This window comes from Bacillus sp. GW823-FHT06B01 (genome assembly GCF_058952315.1).
The window spans coordinates 507,000-529,144 of sequence record NZ_JBXAHR010000002.1 but is presented as its reverse complement, the minus strand read 5'-3'; the positions used below and the strand labels follow the sequence as shown (position 1 = coordinate 529,144).

The 22,145-nt window shown below is 34.5% G+C and carries 27 protein-coding genes and 1 pseudogene; 8 read left to right on the top strand and 20 right to left on the bottom strand.

Going from position 1 to position 22,145, the window contains the following annotated elements; all coding sequences use genetic code 11:
• Positions 1-42: 42 nt before the first annotated feature.
• Entirely contained in the window at positions 43-642 is a 600-nt protein-coding gene (locus tag AC1Q8N_RS09760; protein WP_098076746.1) for a helix-hairpin-helix domain-containing protein, read from the bottom strand.
• Between the two features lie 77 nt (positions 643-719).
• On the opposite strand from AC1Q8N_RS09760, the gene comER reads away from it, so the two are divergent.
• On the top strand, positions 720-1,547 hold the full coding sequence (gene comER, locus AC1Q8N_RS09755; protein ID WP_098076748.1) for a late competence protein ComER: 828 nt from the start codon (positions 720-722) through the stop codon (positions 1,545-1,547).
• Between the two features lie 171 nt (positions 1,548-1,718).
• Here comER and AC1Q8N_RS09750 read toward each other — a convergent pair whose 3' ends face one another.
• From AC1Q8N_RS09750 to AC1Q8N_RS09715, 8 genes are all read right to left on the bottom strand, one after another.
• The gene (locus AC1Q8N_RS09750; protein WP_493521173.1) at positions 1,719-2,468 is read right to left on the bottom strand and encodes a methyltransferase domain-containing protein; all 750 of its coding nucleotides are present in this window, start codon (positions 2,466-2,468) and stop codon (positions 1,719-1,721) included.
• A complete protein-coding gene (gene rsfS, locus AC1Q8N_RS09745; RefSeq protein ID WP_000653210.1) occupies positions 2,465-2,821 on the bottom strand; it encodes a ribosome silencing factor in 357 nt (118 codons plus the stop codon). The genes AC1Q8N_RS09750 and rsfS overlap by 4 nt, the downstream gene beginning before the upstream one ends.
• Positions 2,818-3,387: a bis(5'-nucleosyl)-tetraphosphatase (symmetrical) YqeK gene (yqeK, locus tag AC1Q8N_RS09740; RefSeq protein WP_048541499.1), complete on the bottom strand. Its 570-nt coding sequence runs from the start codon at positions 3,385-3,387 to the stop codon at positions 2,818-2,820. The genes rsfS and yqeK overlap by 4 nt, the downstream gene beginning before the upstream one ends.
• Positions 3,377-3,946, bottom strand: coding sequence for a nicotinate-nucleotide adenylyltransferase (gene nadD, locus AC1Q8N_RS09735; protein WP_001226041.1), 570 nt, complete (start codon positions 3,944-3,946; stop codon positions 3,377-3,379). The genes yqeK and nadD overlap by 11 nt, the downstream gene beginning before the upstream one ends.
• Before the next feature lie 130 nt (positions 3,947-4,076).
• Positions 4,077-4,379 carry a ribosome assembly RNA-binding protein YhbY gene (gene yhbY / locus AC1Q8N_RS09730; RefSeq protein WP_048541496.1) on the bottom strand — a complete coding sequence of 101 codons (303 nt, stop codon included), beginning with the start codon at positions 4,377-4,379 and terminating at the stop codon, positions 4,077-4,079.
• Positions 4,380-4,384: 5 nt separating this feature from the next.
• A complete protein-coding gene (aroE, locus tag AC1Q8N_RS09725) occupies positions 4,385-5,218 on the bottom strand; it encodes a shikimate dehydrogenase (protein ID WP_048541495.1) in 834 nt (277 codons plus the stop codon).
• Between the two features lie 15 nt (positions 5,219-5,233).
• Positions 5,234-6,340 (bottom strand): ribosome biogenesis GTPase YqeH, encoded by a 1,107-nt coding sequence (gene yqeH, locus AC1Q8N_RS09720; RefSeq protein ID WP_048541493.1) that lies wholly within the window; start codon positions 6,338-6,340, stop codon positions 5,234-5,236.
• Positions 6,341-6,343: 3 nt separating this feature from the next.
• Positions 6,344-6,856: a YqeG family HAD IIIA-type phosphatase gene (locus tag AC1Q8N_RS09715; RefSeq protein WP_048541490.1), complete on the bottom strand. Its 513-nt coding sequence runs from the start codon at positions 6,854-6,856 to the stop codon at positions 6,344-6,346.
• Between the two features lie 247 nt (positions 6,857-7,103).
• On the opposite strand from AC1Q8N_RS09715, the gene AC1Q8N_RS09710 reads away from it, so the two are divergent.
• Complete coding sequence (locus AC1Q8N_RS09710) at positions 7,104-7,259, top strand: sporulation histidine kinase inhibitor Sda (protein ID WP_000853283.1); 156 nt, start codon at positions 7,104-7,106, stop codon at positions 7,257-7,259.
• A 148-nt stretch (positions 7,260-7,407) separates the two neighbouring features.
• Here the strand turns inward: AC1Q8N_RS09710 and AC1Q8N_RS09705 are convergent, their stop codons facing one another.
• Positions 7,408-8,196, bottom strand: coding sequence for a phosphatidylserine decarboxylase (locus tag AC1Q8N_RS09705; protein ID WP_001255007.1), 789 nt, complete (start codon positions 8,194-8,196; stop codon positions 7,408-7,410).
• Positions 8,197-8,486: 290 nt separating this feature from the next.
• The gene (gene sigK / locus AC1Q8N_RS09700) at positions 8,487-9,200 is read right to left on the bottom strand and encodes an RNA polymerase sporulation sigma factor SigK (protein ID WP_000051382.1); all 714 of its coding nucleotides are present in this window, start codon (positions 9,198-9,200) and stop codon (positions 8,487-8,489) included.
• Between the two features lie 181 nt (positions 9,201-9,381).
• Between sigK and AC1Q8N_RS09695 the strand changes: the two genes are divergently transcribed.
• Positions 9,382-10,269, top strand: coding sequence for a hypothetical protein (locus AC1Q8N_RS09695; RefSeq protein WP_141519960.1), 888 nt, complete (start codon positions 9,382-9,384; stop codon positions 10,267-10,269).
• 43 nt (positions 10,270-10,312) lie between these two features.
• Here the strand turns inward: AC1Q8N_RS09695 and AC1Q8N_RS09690 are convergent, their stop codons facing one another.
• The 3 genes from AC1Q8N_RS09690 to AC1Q8N_RS09680 all read right to left on the bottom strand — a co-directional run bounded on the left by AC1Q8N_RS09690 (position 10,313) and on the right by AC1Q8N_RS09680 (position 12,813).
• Positions 10,313-11,806, bottom strand: a complete 1,494-nt coding sequence (locus AC1Q8N_RS09690) for a YcdB/YcdC domain-containing protein (RefSeq protein WP_098076752.1) — start codon at positions 11,804-11,806, stop codon at positions 10,313-10,315.
• An 89-nt stretch (positions 11,807-11,895) separates the two neighbouring features.
• Positions 11,896-12,045 (bottom strand): 50S ribosomal protein L33, encoded by a 150-nt coding sequence (gene rpmG / locus AC1Q8N_RS09685; RefSeq protein WP_001265617.1) that lies wholly within the window; start codon positions 12,043-12,045, stop codon positions 11,896-11,898.
• Positions 12,046-12,177: 132 nt separating this feature from the next.
• Positions 12,178-12,813 (bottom strand): nitroreductase family protein, encoded by a 636-nt coding sequence (locus tag AC1Q8N_RS09680; RefSeq protein ID WP_098076754.1) that lies wholly within the window; start codon positions 12,811-12,813, stop codon positions 12,178-12,180.
• A gap of 348 nt (positions 12,814-13,161) precedes the next feature.
• On the opposite strand from AC1Q8N_RS09680, the gene AC1Q8N_RS09675 reads away from it, so the two are divergent.
• Complete coding sequence (locus tag AC1Q8N_RS09675) at positions 13,162-13,812, top strand: GTP pyrophosphokinase (protein WP_000456212.1); 651 nt, start codon at positions 13,162-13,164, stop codon at positions 13,810-13,812.
• A gap of 75 nt (positions 13,813-13,887) precedes the next feature.
• On the opposite strand, the gene AC1Q8N_RS09670 is transcribed toward AC1Q8N_RS09675, so the two are convergent.
• On the bottom strand, positions 13,888-14,355 hold the full coding sequence (locus AC1Q8N_RS09670) for a hypothetical protein (RefSeq protein WP_048541481.1): 468 nt from the start codon (positions 14,353-14,355) through the stop codon (positions 13,888-13,890).
• Between the two features lie 55 nt (positions 14,356-14,410).
• Positions 14,411-15,796, bottom strand: coding sequence for an alkaline phosphatase (locus AC1Q8N_RS09665; RefSeq protein WP_000714921.1), 1,386 nt, complete (start codon positions 15,794-15,796; stop codon positions 14,411-14,413).
• A gap of 261 nt (positions 15,797-16,057) precedes the next feature.
• Between AC1Q8N_RS09665 and AC1Q8N_RS09660 the strand changes: the two genes are divergently transcribed.
• Together AC1Q8N_RS09660 and AC1Q8N_RS09655 are read left to right on the top strand one after the other, a co-directional pair.
• Positions 16,058-16,891 carry a GNAT family N-acetyltransferase gene (locus AC1Q8N_RS09660; protein WP_048541479.1) on the top strand — a complete coding sequence of 278 codons (834 nt, stop codon included), beginning with the start codon at positions 16,058-16,060 and terminating at the stop codon, positions 16,889-16,891.
• Between the two features lie 15 nt (positions 16,892-16,906).
• Positions 16,907-17,785 carry an alpha/beta fold hydrolase gene (locus AC1Q8N_RS09655; RefSeq protein ID WP_048541477.1) on the top strand — a complete coding sequence of 293 codons (879 nt, stop codon included), beginning with the start codon at positions 16,907-16,909 and terminating at the stop codon, positions 17,783-17,785.
• Between the two features lie 41 nt (positions 17,786-17,826).
• On the opposite strand, the gene AC1Q8N_RS09650 is transcribed toward AC1Q8N_RS09655, so the two are convergent.
• The 3 genes and pseudogenes from AC1Q8N_RS09650 to AC1Q8N_RS09640 all read right to left on the bottom strand — a co-directional run bounded on the left by AC1Q8N_RS09650 (position 17,827) and on the right by AC1Q8N_RS09640 (position 19,900).
• Complete coding sequence (locus tag AC1Q8N_RS09650; RefSeq protein WP_048541475.1) at positions 17,827-18,327, bottom strand: DoxX family protein; 501 nt, start codon at positions 18,325-18,327, stop codon at positions 17,827-17,829.
• A 263-nt stretch (positions 18,328-18,590) separates the two neighbouring features.
• Positions 18,591-19,279, bottom strand: a pseudogene (locus AC1Q8N_RS09645) (delta-aminolevulinic acid dehydratase).
• Positions 19,280-19,297: 18 nt separating this feature from the next.
• On the bottom strand, positions 19,298-19,900 hold the full coding sequence (locus tag AC1Q8N_RS09640) for a histidine phosphatase family protein (RefSeq protein WP_240514593.1): 603 nt from the start codon (positions 19,898-19,900) through the stop codon (positions 19,298-19,300).
• A 171-nt stretch (positions 19,901-20,071) separates the two neighbouring features.
• Here AC1Q8N_RS09640 and AC1Q8N_RS09635 point away from each other — a divergent pair, with 171 nt between their 5' ends.
• Together AC1Q8N_RS09635 and AC1Q8N_RS09630 are read left to right on the top strand one after the other, a co-directional pair.
• Positions 20,072-20,410, top strand: coding sequence for a hypothetical protein (locus tag AC1Q8N_RS09635; RefSeq protein WP_000871130.1), 339 nt, complete (start codon positions 20,072-20,074; stop codon positions 20,408-20,410).
• Between the two features lie 69 nt (positions 20,411-20,479).
• Positions 20,480-20,602, top strand: coding sequence for a DUF4023 domain-containing protein (locus AC1Q8N_RS09630; RefSeq protein WP_000071861.1), 123 nt, complete (start codon positions 20,480-20,482; stop codon positions 20,600-20,602).
• Between the two features lie 41 nt (positions 20,603-20,643).
• Here the strand turns inward: AC1Q8N_RS09630 and AC1Q8N_RS09625 are convergent, their stop codons facing one another.
• The gene (locus AC1Q8N_RS09625; protein WP_098079970.1) at positions 20,644-21,882 is read right to left on the bottom strand and encodes a TolB family protein; all 1,239 of its coding nucleotides are present in this window, start codon (positions 21,880-21,882) and stop codon (positions 20,644-20,646) included.
• Positions 21,883-22,145 lie beyond the last annotated feature (263 nt).

Below are 22,145 nucleotides of genomic sequence, written 5' to 3'. Positions count from 1 at the left end.
CTACTTGTAGTGTAGCGAATGAAGAAAAACTTCGTCAATCTTTTACGGAATAATAATTTGATCTTTTATTTTTTCCAATGACTTCACACCAATCCCATCAATCTCTAACAAATCTTCTATTTTCTGAAAAGGACCATGTTCTTCTCGATATTTCAGAATACTTTCTGCTTTCCGAGAACCAATGCCTGTAATTTTTTCAAGTTGTTCTTTAGAAGCCGCATTTATTTGAACTTTCCCCTCCCCCTTTGAAATAGCAGCTACCTCTTGCACTTGTTCGTTTTCATTCGGTACATAAAGGATCATTTGGTCTTGTACCATTTGTGCTAAATTCACCTTCTTCCTATCTGCCTCGGGTAAAAAACCACCTGCCTTTTCAATAGCATCCTTGACCCGGTCCCCTTCTTTCATTTCATACACCCCTTCTTTAACAACAGCCCCTTTCATATCAATTACAATTATTTTTTTCTGCTGCTTTGTATCCGATATTTTCGGTTTACTTTTTTTCTCTATCTCTTTCGCTTGCACATCCGTTGCAACGACCGTTCGCTCTGTATGCTGGTTCGTTTTCCAAAAAAGAAGAAAAAGTACAGTTCCAATAATAGCTACTAACCCTAACCATTTCTTTGGAAAATCCCACATCATTTTACACCTCTAATCATAAATTTATAACATCATTCATATTGTTTAGGAGAAAGCTGTTACGAAGGAGGGATGAAACATTGAACATAGGAATTATAGGGACAGGGAACATGGGGAATATACTAATCGACGCATTTTTAGAAACCCGTGCTGTCAAACCTTCGTGCCTTACAATCATTAATCGAACGCCCGCCAAAGCATATCATATAAAGGAAAAATACCCTTCTGTTCATATAGCCAAAACTATCGATGAGGTAATCGAACGATCACATCTTATTTTTATTTGTGTAAAGCCGATAGATATATACCCGATCCTACAAAAATACGCTGAACATTTTTCTGATGAAAAGTGCTTAGTTTCTATCACAAGTCCAATATCTCCGTCACAATTAGAGACACTTGTACCTTGCCACGTTGCACGTATCATTCCAAGCATTACAAACCGCGCCCTGTCTGGTGCATCACTATTTACATTTGGAAGTAAATGCTCTGAAGAGTGGCAACAAAAGCTATTTCGCCTATTCAAAAACATTTCTACTCCCCTTATGATAGAAGAAGATATAACGCGCGTTTCATCTGATATAGCAAGCTGCGGCCCTGCATTCTTTAGTTATTTATTACAATGTTTCATTAACGCTGCTGTAGATAAAACAAATATTACACATGAAGAAGCCACTACTTTAGTAAGTGAAATGGTCGTTGGAATGGGGAAACTACTTGAAAAAGAGATTTTCACATTGCCTACTTTACAAGAAAAAGTATGTGTTAAAGGCGGCGTTACAGGAGAAGGCATTCGTGTTTTAGAAGAACATGTTGGGGATATGTTTCATAAATTAATTGAGCGAACACATGAGAAATTTGATGAAGATTTAAAATGCGTCGATCAACAATTCAATAAACACACATAATAAATACGTCATCGTCATTCCAAATCCTTTTTATAAATACTTACTTTTTTACATTACATTTTCACTTAAACTAGCATTTTCACACTTCACGTATATCATCTTCCTATTATGCTAGAACTAAAATTACAACTTCTTTATAAAACAAAAGCAACCTTCTCGGTTGCTTTTGTTTTATGCGTTTTTCTTCGCCATGAAGAAAATACGCTCTGTTTGTTCTGTAACTTCAAGTCGCTCAAAGTCACCAGTGACGCGAAGCACGGTAAAACCAGCTTCTTCAAGCCATTTCGTTAACTCTTCAACCTGATATGCACGTTGCACGTGACATTCGTCAAAACGATGGTACACATCTTCTTCTGGGTCTTGAACAAAGAATGTTAAATCATGTTCTACACTATTTGATTCTTCACCAGGGAAGCAATTCCAAATAAGAGATATTTCTTCTCCATTCACTGTGTATGTTTCATTTTGAAATACACGATGTATTTTATATAAAGAATGTACATCAAATAAAAACAAACCATCTTGACGTAAATGGTGAAACACTCTTCGAAATGTTTCTTGCACTCCATCTTCTTGCAATACATAATTTAATGAATCACAAAAGATCGTTACACAGTCAAACTCACCTGGAACATCAAGCTCTCGCATGTCTTGTTGGTAAAAAGGAATAAAGTATCCTTCTCCGCCTAGTTTTTGCTGAGCGACCGTTAACATCTCTTCTGAAAGATCGACACCGATTAAATCGTAACCCTTTTGTACAAGCGGAAGTGTTACATTACCAGTACCGCATGCTACATCAAGAATTTTCGCCTCTTTCATATCCGCTTGCTGTAAACTTTCCTCTGTGAATTCCACCCATTTATCATAAGGAACATCATTCATTAGTTCGTCGTACAACAATGCAAATTGTTCGTATTTCATTGGTCTAGCTCGTCTGTAATATCCTCACGTGGCACATCGCCCCAAAGACGCTCTAAATTATAGTGATTACGCTCATCTTTATGGAATACATGAGCAACTACATCTCCAAGGTCAACTAGTACCCAGCGTGCTTCGTCAAAACCTTCCATACGTTGTACGTCGATTTGGAACTCATGTGCTTTTGATTTAATTTCACGCGCAATTGCTTGCACTTGCTTATCTGAGTTACCGTGACAAATAATGAAATAATCTGCAATTGGTGAAATACCTTGCATATTTAGGACAACCATATCTTCTGCTCTCTTATCATCAGCTGCTTTTGCTGCTAATACTAATAACTCTTTATCTTTCATTTACTAATTTCCTCCTTGATAACTGCGTTGTATGTTTGGAATGTTAATGGATAAATCGTTTGATTTTTTTCCATTAAAAATTGAATTGTTCGCTTTAACGCAAATAATAAAGCTTGATTTATATCCGTATATGCGAGTTTACGAGCTTCCTCCACCCCTGGAAACTTTCGCCCAGGCTCAATGTAATCAGCTACATAAATTACTTTATCTAACATCGTCATTTTCTCATGACCACTTGTATGATATGTAATAGCTTGCAGGATTTCATGATCCGTAATGCCTACTTCTTTTTCTACTAAGTATGCCCCAACAGGCGCATGCCATAACTCTTTGTTATAACAAAGTAAATCTTTCGGCAAATCTTCACTTTTAATAATCTCTTCCATCTCAGAAATCGCTCTACACTTCGCATAATCATGGAATATAGCTGCAACTTCAGCCTTTTTTTCATCCACACCGTATAACTTAGCAAGTTCAATTGCTGTCTCCATTACACCTATTGTGTGTATATAACGTTTTTCATGCATTTGTTGTTTGACAATATGAAGTGCTTTCTCACGATTCATACAACCCATTCCTCTCGATATACACCTGTACTTTTTCAGGAAGTAAATATTTACATGTTCGCTTCTCTTTATATCTCTCACGCAATAAAGATGAAGAAACTGCAAACTCCGGAATTTCCACAGTGGTGATAGGATAAGGCGTACGCAATGTATAACCAGGTCTTGCAACCCCAACAAACGTCACAAGATCGAGTAACGCTTCAATGTTATACCACTTCGGTAAATACTCAACCATATCTCCACCAATAATAAAGTGAAACTGCACATCCGGATACTTCTTCGTCAATTGTAACATAGTGTCATACGTATAAGATGGGCCCTTCCTGCTTAGCTCTTCTAAACAAATAGAAAAATGTTCCTCCGCCTCAGTCGCAAGCTCTAACATTTGTAAGCGATTTTCTACACTTGTAATATTCCGTCCTTGTTTATGCGGTGGAATTTGGTTCGGTAAGAACCATACTTCTTCTAAATTCAAAGCATGATATACTTCATTTGCAATTAGCAAATGCCCATAATGTGGCGGATCAAATGTACCGCCAATGATGCCAATTTTTCTCAAAAGAAACGCCCCTTCCTTTTACCTACAGTAACTCTCTTCATTCCTATCCGAAGAGAGTTCACTGTTAATAAAAGTTCAATTGGTTTCGCTCTCTACATCATTACGCACTAACGATAAAAAATAGCATATGCTAGTCTTTTGATCGAGGAAGTTTAATTTGTTTATTTTCTCTAGATTCTTTGTATAAAACGATTGTACTTCCAATTACTTGAACGATTTCAGCACGTGCGCCTTTTGCAAGTTCTTCTGCAACTTCACGACGATCGAATTCACAGTTTTGTAGCACACTTACTTTAAATAGTTCACGAACTTCTAAAGTATCTGCGATTTGTTTAATCATATTTTCATTTACTCCGCCTTTTCCTACTTGAAAAATTGGTGTTAAATGATGTGCTTGTGCACGTAAAAATCTTTTTTGTTTTCCTGTTAACATATATGTTAGCCTCCAAGCTTTCTTATAACTAATTGTTTCATTCTATCGATATTCGGTACACGCCCTGTCCACATTTCAAATGCAAGTGCACCTTGATAAACAAACATATCAATACCATTTTGAATCATTGCACCTTGCTCTTTTGCCTCATATAAAATTTTCGTTTCAAATGGATTATAAATTATATCTGATACAATCGTCCCTTTTTTTAACGAAGAAATTTGTAATGGCGTATATTCGACGCGTGGATGCATACCTATTGTTGTCGTCTGAATGATAATATCATAATTCCCTTGTTCTTCTGTTGCTTTTTCTAGCGATAAAGCAACAGAATTAACAGTAGCTGTACATGCAGCAATAAGTTCTTTCGCCTTATCTACTGTACGATTAGCTACATCAATCTCTTTCACACCTACATCAGCAAGAGAAAAATAAATAGCTCGACTAGCACCACCTGCGCCAAGCAATAAAATACGTTTCTCCTGAAGTGGTTCACTACTAATTGACTGCAGCGCTCGGACAAAACCAATTCCATCTGTATTGTAGCCAATCAATTTCCCATCCTTATGAACCACTGTATTTACTGCACCAATTTGTTTTGCTAGCGGGTCAATCTCATCCAAATAATCCATAATAGCAACTTTGTGCGGAGTGGTTACATTAAATCCTGAAATACCTAATGCTTTTAAACCTCTTACTGCTTCCCCTAGCACTTCCTCTTTAACAAGAAATGCATGATAATGGGCATCCATATTCAAGTGTTCAAATGCATCGTTATGCATAACAGGCGATAATGAATGTCCAATTGGATTTCCGATTACACCATATAATTGTTTCATAAATCCCTCTCCATATTAAATTAAAGATTTACGTAGCGAAACACTTACTCCTTTTGGTACGTGTGCAACAATTTTTGCTCCCGGTTCGTTTACCGTAACCCATCCTAATCCAGAGAATACAACATCCGTTTTTGGTTCACGAATATTAAATTCGTATTTCACTAACTCTGGCATATTTTCTAATTCTTCTGGTGTTGGCGGGCTTAGTAAATCCCCAGCATGATTTTTATACAATTCATCTGCTTTCTCAAGCTTTGTACGATGGATTGTTAAACGATTCGAGAAGTGACAAGTAAATGCACGACGACCACCACTTACATAATCAAAACGTGCCAATCCACTGAAGAATAATGTTTGTTCTTCATTTAATTGGAACACCATTGGCTTAATTTCTTTTGTTGGTGTAATAAGCTTTAAGCTTTCTTTTCCAACATAATGAGCCATTTGATGGTGGTTAATAATACCTGGCGTATCATATAAAGAAGATTCTTCGTCTAACGGAATATCAATTAAATCAAGTGTTGTTCCTGGGAAATGAGATGTTGTAATTACATTTTCAGTCTCATCACTAAATTCTTTAATCATACGATTAATAAATGTTGATTTTCCTACATTCGTACATCCAACAACGTAAACATCTTTTCCGCCGCGGTAATACTCAATAGCATCTGCCAACTCAGCAATCCCTTGTCCCTTTGCTGCACTAATTAAAAAGACATCTTCTGGCTTTAATCCTAGCTGCTTTGCACTATAGCGCATCCAATGCTTTACTTTATCATGTTTTACTGACTTAGGAATTAAATCAGCTTTATTTCCAACAAGTAATACTTTATTATTTCCCACGAAACGATGTAGGCCAGGTAACCAGCTACCATTAAAATCAAAAATATCTACAATTTTAACTACTAACGCATCCGATTTTCCAATTCCATTTAAAATGCGTAGGAAGTCATCATCTGTTAATGATACATCTTGAATTTCGTTATAATGTTTCAAGCGAAAACAGCGTTGACAAATTACTTGTTCTTTCTCTAAAGATGAGGTAGGAGCATATCCCACTTCGTTTTTATCTTCTGTTTGAATTTCTACACCGCAACCAATACATTTAATTGTTTCAGTCAAACTTTATTCCTCCCAGTTAATTAAACCTTTTTTCTTCATATTTCTCATAATTTTTCGTTCAATTTTCCGATTAAAGCGCGTTACTAATCCGTCGGTTTGTGCTACCGGTACAACTAAAATTGTATGAAGTCCCACTCGGTTTCCACCTAAAACATCCGTTAGTAACTGATCTCCAATTACTACAACTTCATCTGGTTGCAGGTGCATCTCTTGTATCGCACGCTTAAACGCGCGAACAAATGGTTTACGCGCACTATGAATAAATGGAATACCTAATGGATCAGCAAAGTCTTTCACACGTTGCTCATTATTATTTGAAACGACCGTTACTTGAATACCTTGCTCTTTCATTTTCAAAAACCATTCTTCAAGTTGTGGCGTTGCATTTGGACGATCCCATTCAATTAACGTGTTATCTAAATCAGTAATGACACCTTTAATTCCACGTTTTTTCAAATCTTCTGGTTGAACATGATATACATTTTTCACATATTCATTTGGTAAAAATAGCTTCAATTTCTTTCACCTCTTTGAGGAGTTTTCATAAAAATTTTTCGACAACATATTTCGATATATGACCTGTGGATAAAATTGTACACATTTTCCACATTAATTTTTCAGCTAATTTGGAATTTACTAACAATCTATACACATTTTATCCACCTAGGTATGTGGATAACCACTCGTTTGTGACTGTCATATTTTTTTGGTACATTAAATGCAACAACGAATCAATCCTTAAATTATTAGGAGGTGACTCACCTTGAAAACAAAATATATGGAACAGTTGTCTACTGAGTTACTCACTGAGTCTTATTATAAAGCAAAAGAACTAAAATTAAATCCCGACTTCATTTTACTTATAAAACAAGAAATGATTAGACGCTCATTAGAGGACAAGCTTGTCAAATCGTCTTGATTACATATAAAGTGAAATTTTAATGAGCTAACTTGTAAAAAGAGCCATCCTGCGATGGCTCTCGAATAAACAAGTACTCCCATCTAGGGAATTTCGTCATTAAGCATCTTTGTCCATAACTCTTGCTTACAGTTATAAAATGTTTTCTTTACTTATGAGCCGAACGAGTAGCAATTTTTTCACCAAGACGAAGCTCTTGTCCACTCTTCAATTCCTGCACTACTTCTATCATATCTTTTTCAAACAATAACACAACTGTTGAGCCAAATGTAAAGTATGCCATTTCTTCACCTTTTTGAACAGTGTCTCTTTCATGCAACAGCTCAATACTATTAACAAACATAGCTCCTACTTTTACAAGTGCCATATGTTCACCGTCACTATTTACTTCTGTAACAGAGCGATAATTTTTTGACAATGGCTCTTTCCCATATTCCATACCAGCTGCATTTACCGGATATGACTTTCTACCAAGTACAAACCTTTCAGTCACAGAACCAGAAAGCGGACTATGAATACGATGATAATGACTTGGGCTTAAATAAATAACCATGTATGTACCACCTGCATATCGCTTTGCACGTTCTTCATTACCTAGCATATCCACGATTGAATAACGCTTACCTTTAATATCAAATGTTTTTGTGTCCTCAATAGGACCGTGATCAGCAAAAACACCATCAACAGGACTAACGATACTCGATGCATCTGTATCAACACTACGCTTTCCTTCTTTTAGCTTACGCGTAAATAATTCATGCAATGTTCTATATTCCTTCAAACCCTTTTCCATCTCATCTTGGTTAATTTGAAAAACTTTCGCATACGATGGAATAATGATAGAGCTCAAACGAGATTGTGCAAATTTACGTAATATATAAGAAGTAAAACGACCATTTGTAAGTTCGATCATAAGTCGATATAATGTACGTCGCAAATTGCGAAACCTCCTAATCAGTCTATAACTTTAGCTTCCCCTTCTTTTCCTTCTATATCATATGTAAAATTGGTTCTTATTCCCACATATCATATAGAACTGTTTCATTATACATGCGGAAAACTAAGTATGGTATTATTCTTAAATTGTTTAGCACCCTCTAATATTACAGATAGAATCCGTCATTTTCAACAGTGAACATAGATTTCTTCTGAACACAACTCTTTTTCTTTCCTTATTTACAAAAAGAAAAGCAGCCCATTTTAAAATATGGCTGCTTGCAATGTACATTATTCTTTCGCTTTTTTCTCTTTCTCAGCTCTTACAAATTCATGGAACATTTTCATTAGAGCGCGCTTTTCAATTCTTGATACGTAGCTTCTGGAAATACCAAGTGCCTTTGCAATCTCTCGTTGCGTTTTCTCCTTATCAAGCCCCAGTCCAAAACGCTTCACGATTACTTCTTTCTCCCGTTCGTCTAAAATATCGATATACTCTTTAATCTTTTCTAACTCCATACTAAGCTGAATCATATCAATTACATCTTCAGACTCTGATTTTAATATATCAATAAGCGATATTTCATTCCCCTCTTTATCTTGCCCGATCGGGTCATGAAGTGAAACGTCCTTTTTCGTTTTTTTCAGTACACGTAAATGCATCAAAATTTCATTTTCAATACAGCGTGCTGCATACGTCGCAAGTTTTGTGCCTTTTCCTGCCGAATAGCTCTCGATCGCTTTAATAAGCCCGATTGTACCAATTGAAATTAAATCTTCTGCATCTTCCCCTGTGTTTTCAAATTTCTTAACGATATGAGCTACAAGCCGTAAATTATGTTCAATTAACAAATTCCTCGCTTGAGCATCACCTTGCTCCATTAACTCTAAGTACTTTCTCTCATCGTCTGATGATAACGGCTGCGGAAACGCATTATTCTTTACATAAGAAACAAAGACAAACACTTCTCGAACCATATATCCAATTGCGGCGAATAGACTCAAACCTTTCACCTCCGCCAAAATAGTGGTCTTTATTATGTGTATGTGGGCGTGAGGTTGTTTGTGTCTGTACAGTTTATTTATAAAACTCAACACTTCCAATATTTAAAATATTTTATTGTTATATTATAATTATATAAATTATTAGTTATATATGAATATGCTATTAAAGGGGACACTATTCATGCTTACATTAGATCGATTATTAAATGTAACAATTTATTTAGGGGTATTTTTACTTTTCATTTCGTTCATTACTTTTGTTATTAAGAGAGGACCTGATTTATTATTTTTTCAATTTGGAATTTCTTTGTTTTTTGGAGCTCAAATTATAATTGGAATGAAATTTCTTCATAACTATGGTTTCTCCTTTCACTCAAAACTAGAACTACTTATCTTTATTTTCTATGTAATTGGATTTATTACATGTATACTATTGTTCTTTCAAAATCACTATCGAATTTTTTTATTAATTTGTAGTTTTTTATTTTTAACTGGATCCAATTATTACTTTAAAGAAACATTAAAGTTTAGTGAAAAAATTCCAAAGCAACATAAAACTTTTTTAAGTACAAAAGAAGAAGACTCTTTCCCAAAAGAAGTCCGTAAATTTTCCGAGGATTACAACAATATAATAAGGAATGATTTTTATGAAATACCGATGATTCCCACTGAATTACAGATTACAAGCAAAAAAGATTCTTCCCATAGTACATCTTTCTTAGTTGAACTTCATAATATGGAGGATGAAATTACTGATGACTCTGTACAATTAACTCCATCAGACCGTTTTTATATACTGTTAAATACACAAAAAACAAAAATATCAAAAATAGTATATGAAGGGCGAAATTTTTTCACATTAACAGTCACACTAAAGGCTCTTAATTTACAGCAAGAACCAGAAATTCATAATATGTTTTTAGAAATAGATAAACGTAGAGCAATGAACCTTCTTGATTTCGAAATTAAAGCTCATTCTAAAGAATGGAAAGTAACATTTAAAAGTGATAGTTCTCCTTGCAACCTTCCTATCACATTTACATTTGAAAAACGAACAGGCAAATTATAAAAATAAAAAGAGTTATTTTCTTTGAAAAATAACTCTTTTTATTTTACTTGCTCCAAATTTTCTCCCCAGTATGCGCATCAATATAACGAATTTCTCGACTACAATCGAAGGATTCTTTATAATTTTCATCCGTCGTTTGTCTATACAGTAGTTCGTAGTTCGTTTCCTCTACGTCATTTTCTAAAAACCATTCTAAATTAACTCGCATGGCCCCTCTGTATATTGCTAACGCTTTTTCCTTTTTTACTTTTGGTGTTGTTTCGTATGTAAGCAATTCTTTTATAAGGTTGCTAGACTCTCCGGAATAATGCACCACAGCCCCATTTTCCGCATTGATATTAACCATAAATTGCTTATACTCTGCCGGAATGCCATTCACATATACGGAAAAGATAAACCTTTCAATTCCATCTTCTGCTTCTTCACGTTCTTCCCAAAGACGAAGATATTGTGTGACATCTGGAATAACTTGTTCCAAAAATTGAAGTGCTTTTTGTAAACATTCCTCTCTAGACAGTATTTGCTTTACTTCTTTATCGTCTGTAAGTTTTATAAAACCAGTTAATTCATTCGTAGATTTATCAATCATAATGCACACAAAATTATTATATTTTAACATCGGTAAATGCTTCTTAAAAAATTCATTCATTAAATATGGATTTTTTTCTTCTTTTTGTTTCTGTAATTCCTCTTTTGGAACAAATTTCATCCTTATTTCATCATCATCTTCCGTCTCAGCTACTTTTGTAAAACTGTCTTTATCCCAGTCAAGCAAATCGAATATATCATCTTGCTGGCTACCTTTTTCCATTATTTCAACAGCTACAGTTGGAGGCAATTTATAGTGATCTGGTCCAAACAAATCTTTACCTGTACTTGCATTAATAAACGCATGGCTAGGTTCTGGTTCATATACAAGATGGTACCCTTTTACTTCCTCTCCATTTTCATACTCACATGAAGAGTGTGTTAAATCCACAAATACAAGTCTCATATCTTGTCTAGCTTTCAAATTTTCTAAGACGACGTTCTCCTCAACAATTTCACTTGGCCATACCGTTTTTTTCTCGATAGCTTTTTGTCCATTATAACGAAAATGCACAACATTACCTGAAGGACAAACTTGCACGACACATCCTGTATTCGGCAGTGGATAGCCATTCACTTCTTGCATATAATTTACTTCTTTCCAACCACTTCTGTCGTCCTTAACCGTTACATATGTATAACATTCATAACCTTCTTTTGTATATTTTTTTAAAAATACATTTGCAATCTCTCTTGCTTTATTCTCCTCTAGCGCTTCCTTACCACTCGAAAAATATTTTTTATCATCTATACTAAATTCGATTAAATTACCAGTATGTCTATTCAGCGTAATTTGTATCGTTCTCTCCTCATCATCTTTATGCTCCCACCATAATAGATGATATGGGTCATCCACACCTTCTTGATCATCTACAACAAGCCTAAAATCATCTGGAATATCAATCATATGAGCCACTTGCTCTTTTCTTTCTTTATCTTTTTGATTCATCATACCTCTCCCTCATTACAATTTAAGGTAATTATAACAAATAAAACTAAATGGCTATAAACAAAAAGACTAGAGATATCTCTAGTCTTCTACTTCGTCTCACGATGTAGCGTTACTCGCTTTAATCGTGGACAATATTTTTTTAGTTCGATGCGCTCTGGATTGTTTCGTTTATTTTTTTTAGAAATATAATTACGATCACCGCACTCTGTACAAGCTAATGTAATATTTACACGCATATGTAATTCTCCTTTCCTTCAAAGATCGCAAACTAAAACGTAATGATTACGATTTATATATTATATAACTTCATTCTATTTGTCAATTACAAAACAAAAGGGATCTAAATAGAACCCTTTTGTTTAAGTAATCTATACCTTTTTTTTAAATGTTTCATATGTAACAAACTCACTAATCGGCTTTCGATATCCTCGTGGGCGAATTTTAGTAGTATCGCTTTTTCCGATCGTAATCATTAAAACAGGTGCTACATGCTCCGGCATATTTAATTCACTTTGCACTGCTTTTTCATCGAAACCGATCATTGGGCACGTATCATAGCCGTAATATTTAGCTGCATACATAAAAGTCATCGCACTTAACGATGCATTTCTAATCGCTTCCTCTTCCATGAAGCGTTCTCCTTTTCCTTCATATAGCCCTTTCGTTTGCTTAATTGTATCTTCATATTCACATTCATCAATCATCTTTAAAACCTTCATACCAAAATAAATATTTTCGACATTTTGGTATGCTCTCTTATCACCACAAACAAGTATTACCGCAGATGCACTCGAAACTTTATATTGTCTGAAAGCTAACTCTTTTAATCTTTCTTTTCGCTCTTGATCACGAATTACAACATAATGTGTATGTTGCAAATTGTAACAAGATGGCGAAAGCTTTGTTAGCTCAAATATTTTTTTAAAATCCTCATCAGGGATTTCTATTCCTTGTACAAATTTCATTGCGGAACGTCTAGCAATTGCTAATTCTTCAAAGTTCACCGTATAGCCTCCTTAATAACCGCAAATTCAAATATACATTAATTTATACAATTAAATAAATAAAATGAAAACACTTTAAATTATAGATAATGATGCTTTACAAAAAAAGACAAAAATCTGAAACAATTAGTTCATACGAAATTCACACGAATCTATTACTATAAGAATTGTACATAGTGAATTTATTAACAATCACGTTTATTCATATAGAATCTTACTCGAAAGGAGTTGAAAGTATGAAAACTAAATATCGTTTTATGATCTCCTCATTTGCTGCTTGCGCTTATATGCTTTGGTATTTAGTATAATAACAACCTCACTTGTAAATAGGAAAAGGTGTGTATATAAATGGAATATAACCAATCAACAGTTAACTACTGGAAAGCTTTTGTACTACCATATACATTTGCTTTAGAAGAGTTAAAAACTAAATTTGAAATTATGAACCGGGAAGCTCAATTTTTAGAGGATTACAACCCGTTTGAACATATAAAAACAAGATTAAAACAACCTGAAAGTATTATTAAAAAGCTTGAACGTAAAAATTTATTACCGACAGTTGAGAATGCACAAACACATTTACAAGATATCATCGGCATTCGTATTACATGTTGCTTCGTAGAAGATATTTATCATTTAAAAGAAGTCATTCAAAAGCGTGAGGATATGGAAATCATAGAAGTAAAAGATTATATCGCTAATCCAAAGGGAAACGGATATAAAAGTTTACACATGATCATTAAGTATCCTTTATCACTGAATTCTGGTACAAAAGATGTATTTGCAGAAATCCAGTTACGTACACTTGCTATGGACTTTTGGGCAAGTTTAGAACATAAACTTTATTATAAATATGAAGGGAAAATACCTGAGTATTTAAAAGATGAACTACATGATGCGGCAATGAAGGCTGAAGATCTTGATAATAAAATGGCAACAATTCGCCAAGATATTGATGATATCGAAGCATGTTCAAATCAAATTCTATTACCACTATAAAAAGGTTCTCTCCAATGAGAACCTTTTTTATTTCGCTATTTACGGGCAGTAAGACTCCCTGATTAAAGTTTCACTTTATTTCTTCCCTATCGTGCGAACCTCTTCAATTTTCCATCCATCCTCTTCTTTTCCAAGTGCATACTGTACATTTTTCTGAAGAGTGACCTCCCCATCTATTTCCTTTTCCTTTGTTTCAACTACAACATACCCTGCTTTACTAGCTTTCATGTCTATATGTTCCAATTCAATTTTCTTATTTCCCTTTTGAAAAGCGGCTTCTTTTTGTGTTTTTAAGTCTTCAGCACTAGGCAGCTTCTTTGAGAATAACTCCATATGTTCAGCAAGATTTTTTTCATTTGTCGTCCGTACAAATTTCTCCATAACATCTTGAATCGATTTTTCTTCTTCTTTCGTTATTTGTACCTTCTCCTCAATTTTTTTAGTAGTAGATTTTTGTTCTATATAATTCTCCTTGGATTGACATCCAACTAGCAATAATACACCTATTAGAAGGGCTCCTATCCCTCTGAAAAAAGTCCTCATCATTCCCATCTCCTAAAAAGAAAAGTGAGGCATTTCGCCTCACTTTTCTTGATAATTAGCGTCTTCCTTTATTCGGATCGCCACCGCCAACAATATCAAAGACACGTTTAGCGATATTTGTATTCTCTTGAACGCCAGAGAACAAGTATTTACCAGGGCCAAATGCATATACGTTTACATCTTCCCCCGTATGTCCACCTGTTGTCCATCCTGTAACCGAACGCTTATTGAAAATATCCTCAATCGCATTATCAATCTTTGTTACATCTTTTGAAGGAGCAATATCATTTACCGCTTTAATTTCTTCTGGTGTTAATTGTAAATCAATATATTTTTTTAATGTCTCTTCTACATTTGCACCTTTTGCAATCTCATTTGCCATGAAGTCTGGTGTGCGTTTTGCAGCTTTAATTGGATCTACTTTAAAGTTATACTCACCATTCGCACCTAAAGATAATCCGCCAGTAGCGTGGTCTGCCGTTGCAACGACTAACGTATTTTTATCTTTTTTCGCAAACTCAATCGCTGCTTTAAATGCTTTTTCAAAGTCTTCCATTTCACTCATTGCACCTACGATATCATTATCGTGTCCAGCCCAGTCGATTTGACTTCCTTCAACCATTAAGAAGAAACCATTTTTATTTTTGTTCAAACGCTCAATTGCTGCATTTGTCATTTCTTCTAATGAAGGTGTCTTCTCATTACGGTCAATCATTTTATCTAAACCGCCTGGTGCAAATAAACCTAAAATTTGATCGTTTTTATCATTTAACAATTGATCTCGATCTGTTACGTAGCTATAACCAGATTTCTTAAACTCTTCTGTAAGATTACGATCTTTTCTAACAAAGTTTTTTACACCGCCGCCAAGCATAACATCTACTTTATGCTTCCCTTTAATTTTTTCATCAAAATAATCATTTGCAATTGCATCCATATTTTTACGACTAATGTCATGCGCACCGAAAGCAGCTGGTGTTGCATGTGTAATTTCAGAAGTAGCAACGAGTCCCGTTGATTTCCCTTTTTCTTTCGCTTGTTCAAGAACAGTTTTCACTTCTGCTTTATCATTATCAACTGCAATTGCCGCGTTATATGTTTTAATTCCCGCTGACATAGCTGTTGCTGCTGATGCAGAGTCTGTGATATTTTCATGTTCATCTTCCGGATATGTTTTTTGTGTTCCTACAAGATGCTTATCAAACTCTGTAGATTCCATCTCGAATGTTTTTGGATTATCTTTCATATAACGATGAGCCGTCATGTATGAAGGACCCATACCATCTCCAATTAACACAATAACATTTTTAATCTTTGCATTGCTTCCGCTCTCATCTGCATTTACTTCACTAGAACGTGTAAAATTCCATGTTGCCACCGAAGTAACTGCTAACGACGCCACAACTGCAAATGGCCATGCTTTTTTCACAAACTTTTTCACTGTCTTGTCCCCCTAATTAGGTTATTCATTTCCCACTATCAAATTTAATAGAAGACTATTAAGAGAAAATTAGTTATATGTAAATTTTTTGTTAACTTATGTAAATATCAGTTATAATTTGTATAAGTTTGTCTGTTCGTATCAACCTTCTTCCCCTTTACAATTAAAATATAAACAAGTTGGATTTCATGTAACGTAAATCTCTTATTTAACATTTTCAATCTACTTTTATGAAAATTAATAGAAATGTGGGGCGTATTTATGAAAACAATAAAGCTAGATGAATCTTTTATTTTTGATTTACTCGACCTTTGTAAAGCTATTGGATGGTTACAAGATAAAGAATTTATGAAAAAACAATTCGAAATGTATCTTTCTCTCGGCACACTTATCGGTTATATGCATGAAAATAAACTGATTGCAGCTGGAGGAGTATTTCCTTTTAAAGATAGTTTTTCTACTATTGGCATGTTAATCGTCCATCCTAATTTTCAAGGCCAAGGCATCGGACGTATTTTGCTAAATTGTTGCTTAGAACACACTCATCCAAAGCAACCAATTGCACTTATTGCAACAAAAGCTGGCGAGCCTCTTTATACATCATGCAAATTTCAAACAGTAACGACGATTCATCGTTTTGAAAAACAAACTACTAAGACAAATATCACTCATACACAACAAGTAAAAGAAAAAGACCTTATCTCACTTATTTCTCTCGATCAAATTACAACTGGTGCCGATCGTTCTTTACTTTATTCATTACTATTACCAAGAACGAGCCACTCTTTTAAAATTGAGAGAAATAACTGTATAGAAGCTTTTTCCTTATGTATACAAAAAGGGAATATATTATGCGTCACTCCACTTATCGCAAAACAAGAGAAGGATGCTATTCAATTATTCAAGAGAATCTGTGAATGTTGGAATGGCACAGTAAGGATTGATGTCCCACATTCACAATTTTCATTTCGTAAATTTCTTCAAACAGAAAATTTCCAAGAAACGCTCCTTTCACCTCTTATGATGAAAAATGGTAGCCAACTTCCTGGAAATCGTAATATGCTATTTGCTATGATAGACACAGCCTTATGTTAGAAAGGGGACACCTAATTGACGCGATTTAGCTATTTTATGGTAGGTTGTCTTACTCTTACACTATTAGTAGGATGTAGTGCAGCAGAAAAGCCAGTAGAGCAAGTAAAACAAGTGAAAAATACACTTACAGCGAAACTAGCTACCGAGGAAAAAATGGTAGAAATAGATGGTCAAACCATTTACTTTAAAAAGATTGGTAATGAAAAACCACCTTTACTTATGATCCATGGATTTGGAGGATCGTCAGATGGTTTTCAAAAGATTTACTCAGACTTAGCAAAAGATCATACAATTATTTCTGTAGATGCTTTAGGATTCGGGCGCTCATCTAAGCCAATGGATTTTTACTATTCTTTCCCAAACCATGCAAATTTGTATTATAAATTAATGAAAAAACTAGGTTATGATTCGTTTGCAATACTAGGACACTCAATGGGCGGAGAAATTTCTCTTAATTTAACGTATTTATATCCTGAAGCCGTTACCCACCTTATTTTAACTGATGCTACAGGCGGTCCTCATACATTCGTTAATAAACAAGGTTCACCAAAACCACAGTTGTCGACTGATTTAAATACTGTTTCTACTATTGCAGATTATGATGAAAACAAAGTTAAATCCAAGCGTAATGATGAAGAGCATTACAATAAAATGAAATTATGGCCTAGACGTCTTCAAATCAATGCAAATGAAATTAAACAACCAACCTTAATTATATGGGGAAGAAATGATAGTAGCGTTTCTTGGAAAGAAGGAGAAACGTATCATCAATTCTTAAAAAATAGTACTTTCCATATTATCGAAAAAGGTTATCATGCACCATTTCGTCAAGAGCCACAAGAATTTGTAGGTTATGTAAAAGAATTCTTTAAGAACAATAAAGTTGAAAAATAACATAAGCGGGTATCTCATTTTGAGATACCCGCTTTCATATATTAAGCAGCTTGCTTTTGGCGCTTTTGAGTTTTTGATCCTAATACTTTCGGAATAACGAAACCATCTATTCCAAATTTACCAGCATTCATACCAGAGACTAGAACGAACATTGATAGGATAACCATTTCAGGATTTACACCAATTGACCCACTAAGCATATAGGAAAAGTTCATTACAAGACCGAAAAAGACCGCTGTTTTTGTTAAACAGCCTACAATTAAACCAATTCCGACTAAAATTTCTCCCCACGTTACAAGTGTATTAAATAGATCAACGTTTGGAATTGCAAAATCTTGTAAAAATGATGCCCACCAAGATTGAACAGCCGGTTGTGCTCCTTTAGCTTTTTCAATTGCACCTTGTAAATAACCAGTTGCATCGAACCCTTTTCCTTGTAGTTTACCGATTCCAGCCATTAACCATGTATAACCAAGATACACTCGAATTACTGCTAACACAAAAGAAACTGCTTTGTTTTCTCTTAAAAATTGAATAACCATATCTTCCTCCTAAAGTTGTAATTAAGTTAGTTACAGATAATATAATAACATTAGTTACTTATTTTTCAAATGTTAATTATGAATAATTCGTGACATGTGTATGAAACATTAAAAACTAACGTTTATATAGTAACTTTTATTACCTGTAAAAACTTGAACATATCATACCATAGGTGATAATCATTTTCATTGAAGAAAATGTAAAAAAAATGTGAGTTAAATGTGAAACGCATTTATTCAAATATAGAATAAATGCATTTTCACTATTTATAGAATTGAAATGTACGTGTCTCCTCATCGATTAATTTCGCCTCTTGAAAAGCATCTTCTAACGTTTTTTCATGGCTAATAAGCCCATAAAATAAGCGTATTGTAAACATAAGTGCTGCATTCCCATCTACATAATCTATCGATCCAATATACGATTTCGCCCCACTATGTAAGAAAGATTCTGCTAGTTTTCGCTCCCCTAACGTACACCCGCTATTTACAATATGTGTATTATGCAATTTTGCATATTTATAAAGTGAAACTTTAATCAGTGGGGGTTTTGTTCATCCCCCACTGATTATTAGTTGAACCAATCGGACGTTTACGGACAGTTGATCTCCCACCTAACTTCTTTGCTCCAACTGAATTTTGAGGTGGGAGTTTTACTGTCCGTTAACGCGGGATAAATTTCTGCTGCACCAAAGTATCCCCTCGGTTCATCTTGCTCATATATATCTTCACCTAACTCTTCCATGACAAACTCTCCTTCCTCACCATGAAAGCAAAAAATAACATAATTGATATCATTATATAAACCCTTTCCAGAAAGAATATTAATGAACTCTCTCGGTCTACCAATCCAGTATGTTACAACTTTTGCCCCAAAATATTCAAGCGATGCTCGGATTGATTGCGCCTCTAAATCCGAATTGAAACCAACTACTAATGCAACATTCAACATACACCTTCCATCCTATAATTAGATCTCATCAATCAGACTTTTAAAAGATACATCCATTTCATATATACCCGTTTCTTGCAAAAAATCAGATCTAGTTAAAACGACTTTCTGTACATATTGCCTATACGCTGTAATTGTCCCGTCGTGAGATACAATGCAAATTCTTTCAGCACCTAGCTCATAACACCAAAGAAGAAATTCATCTACTATTTGCTGAAAACGATTTTCTGAAATAGTATTTATACCTTCCGTCCATAACTTCTTATTTGTACTTTTCTCTATCGAAAAATGTGGAAATAAATTTGCTATCATTTCCTGATCTATTATGTCATCACATGGTAATGTTTTCGCTCCTTCTCGATAAGGAAAAATACGTGGGGATACATATGGATGGACGATTTTTTGACAAACTACTTTCGCACTCCATATTGCCGCTGTTTGTAAAGTTCTACGTGTAGGACTAACAATTAATATATCCGTTTCTTGTAATGGCACATTGCATTGAAGTAATTTAGCCTGATTCTTTCCCTCATCCGTTAATGGAGGATGAAGCACTTGTAAACTTGAAGGCAAATCCTTTGTATGTTCACCTTCTCCGTGCCGAACAAAGACAAGCTTCATACCCAGCCTCCTCTCTCTATGAAATCCTCTTACATATTTCTTCCCTATCTCATTCTTTATTCCTGCTATATGAAAAACTGGTATGTAAAAAACATTTGACACAATTAATTGAAAAACATTACAATTATAATATGTAAAATACTTTTTACAAGAGAGAGGTGAATCACAAATATGAAATGGATTATCGCCTTTATCGGAATGATCATATGGGGATACATAAATGGATTTTTTAATAGTGATAAAACTGCTAATCCTTGGATTACAGATGATGAACGTGAAACAAAAATTAAGCAGAAGGCAATTATTGCAAGCTGGTCTGGTGTTTTCATGTTTTGTATCATTAACCTCTTAAACAAATGGTTAGGTTTAGGAACGAGTAATACATCACCTTACTTACCATCTTCTGTCGCAACTATTTTAAAAGAAAATGTAGAGTTACAAGTTTTACTTATGCTATTTATTACGTATGGCATATTTTACGTATACTATCGAAGAAAATTAAGCGCTTAACTTTTATCTCATGATTATCCTCCTAAATGGTTATAGTAATTAGGACGAAATGAAAGGAGCGATATAAAAATGAGTAACTCGAATGACTTTTTAGATACACTACATGAAAAACAAGCAAAAGATGAACAAAATAGAAAGCGTCAGGGAAACGGAAACCCCGCGAAAAAAAAGCCAAATAAAACACATAAATAAGAATAAAAAACCTGCCTAAAATTATCTTTTAGGCAGGTTTTTTATTCTTCTTTTACCGATATGACATTTTCCCAGTTCCATTTCTCATAATACCATTCTGGTACATCTATATTTTCAATCCACTTCTTTTCCTGATTTCCATCACTACTGGAAAGCCATACATTGGCTTTCTTACGGTCTGAACGTATCCATATTAATTGATTGTTCTTCTTCATAAAGATGGGATGATAGTCACCTTGCTTATGGGGTGGCTTTGTGATTTGATGTTGTTCGTCGCTTGTACTATCGATCTCATATAAGGATGGCAGTGGCCTTTTTTCTGGCGGAGTTTCTATCCCTGCCTCTTTTGCTCGTGAAACGATCATTACTTTATCGTTCTTCCATACAAAATCCCAATCGACATATCCTTTCGGCGTAAAGGTGTTCTGCTGAAGTGCCGGCAACTCTTTTACTTTTAAATGTTTATTCTCTAACGCAACTCTTCCGCTTCCTTCAATATAAGCTAAAATATTCTTGGATGGCGCCCATTTGAACCATTGCGTGTTTAATAACATTTGATCTACCTTTTCAAAGCGACTGCCATCTGCTCGAACTAAGCAAAGCGTATTACTATCAGCTGACCACGAAGCTGTCGGTACCGCTAAAAATGAAATCCACCTTTGATCCGGTGACCACTCAAATCCACTTGCAACTAGCGCTAGAAAATCATCATGTTCATTTGGTAATGCATACAAATGCTTCATTTTGTGAGGATTCATATGTGCATCTTTTTGCACTTCATATAGCTGAGCTCCTGTCCATCCTGTTGGAAGTAAGTGTGCTTCAGAAGATACAAGAAACTTCTTTCCATCAGGGTACCATGCATAATCACCTACACCAGCTGACACATTTTCAAAATCTGTATTCTTATTTTTGACATCAAACGTATTTAATGTATTTGCAAATACAAATGCAATTATATTCTCTTTCGGTGACCATTGATAATTCGATACCTCAGATTGCAATGGCCTAACTTTTTTTCCATCTTCCAGTCGGTACAACTCCAAGGTGTTTTGCTTCTTTCCTTTAGCATAAGAAATCCATTCTCCATCATGAGACCATTTCGGCCCTGTTATGTACTCGCCTTTTGTTATTTGTTTTTCTTTTCCATCAATTTTAACCCAAAGATCATGATGACGAATAAAAGCAACCTTCACCCCATTATGTTCCGCACTAGTACTAAAAATTGAAGATAAAAAAATAAAAAAAACCACACTACTACTCACGATAATTTTTTTCATACGTTCCTCCATTTTCTTATAGCATTCCTCATATTCCACTTACTATATGCGAATTTCACTCCTTATTAATTGCAGAATTATTGTGGATTTATCCCCAATAAGAATGGGCTTTCCTCGCTGAATATTAGCCATTCGACATAATCCCAAAAAATTTCCCGAAAAATTTTTAATTCAAAGAGGATTGGTATGAATTATGTCGAAAGTATAGTTTATCCAACATTCGATTTTATATTTCAAAACAAAAATGTAAGATAACTTTTCGG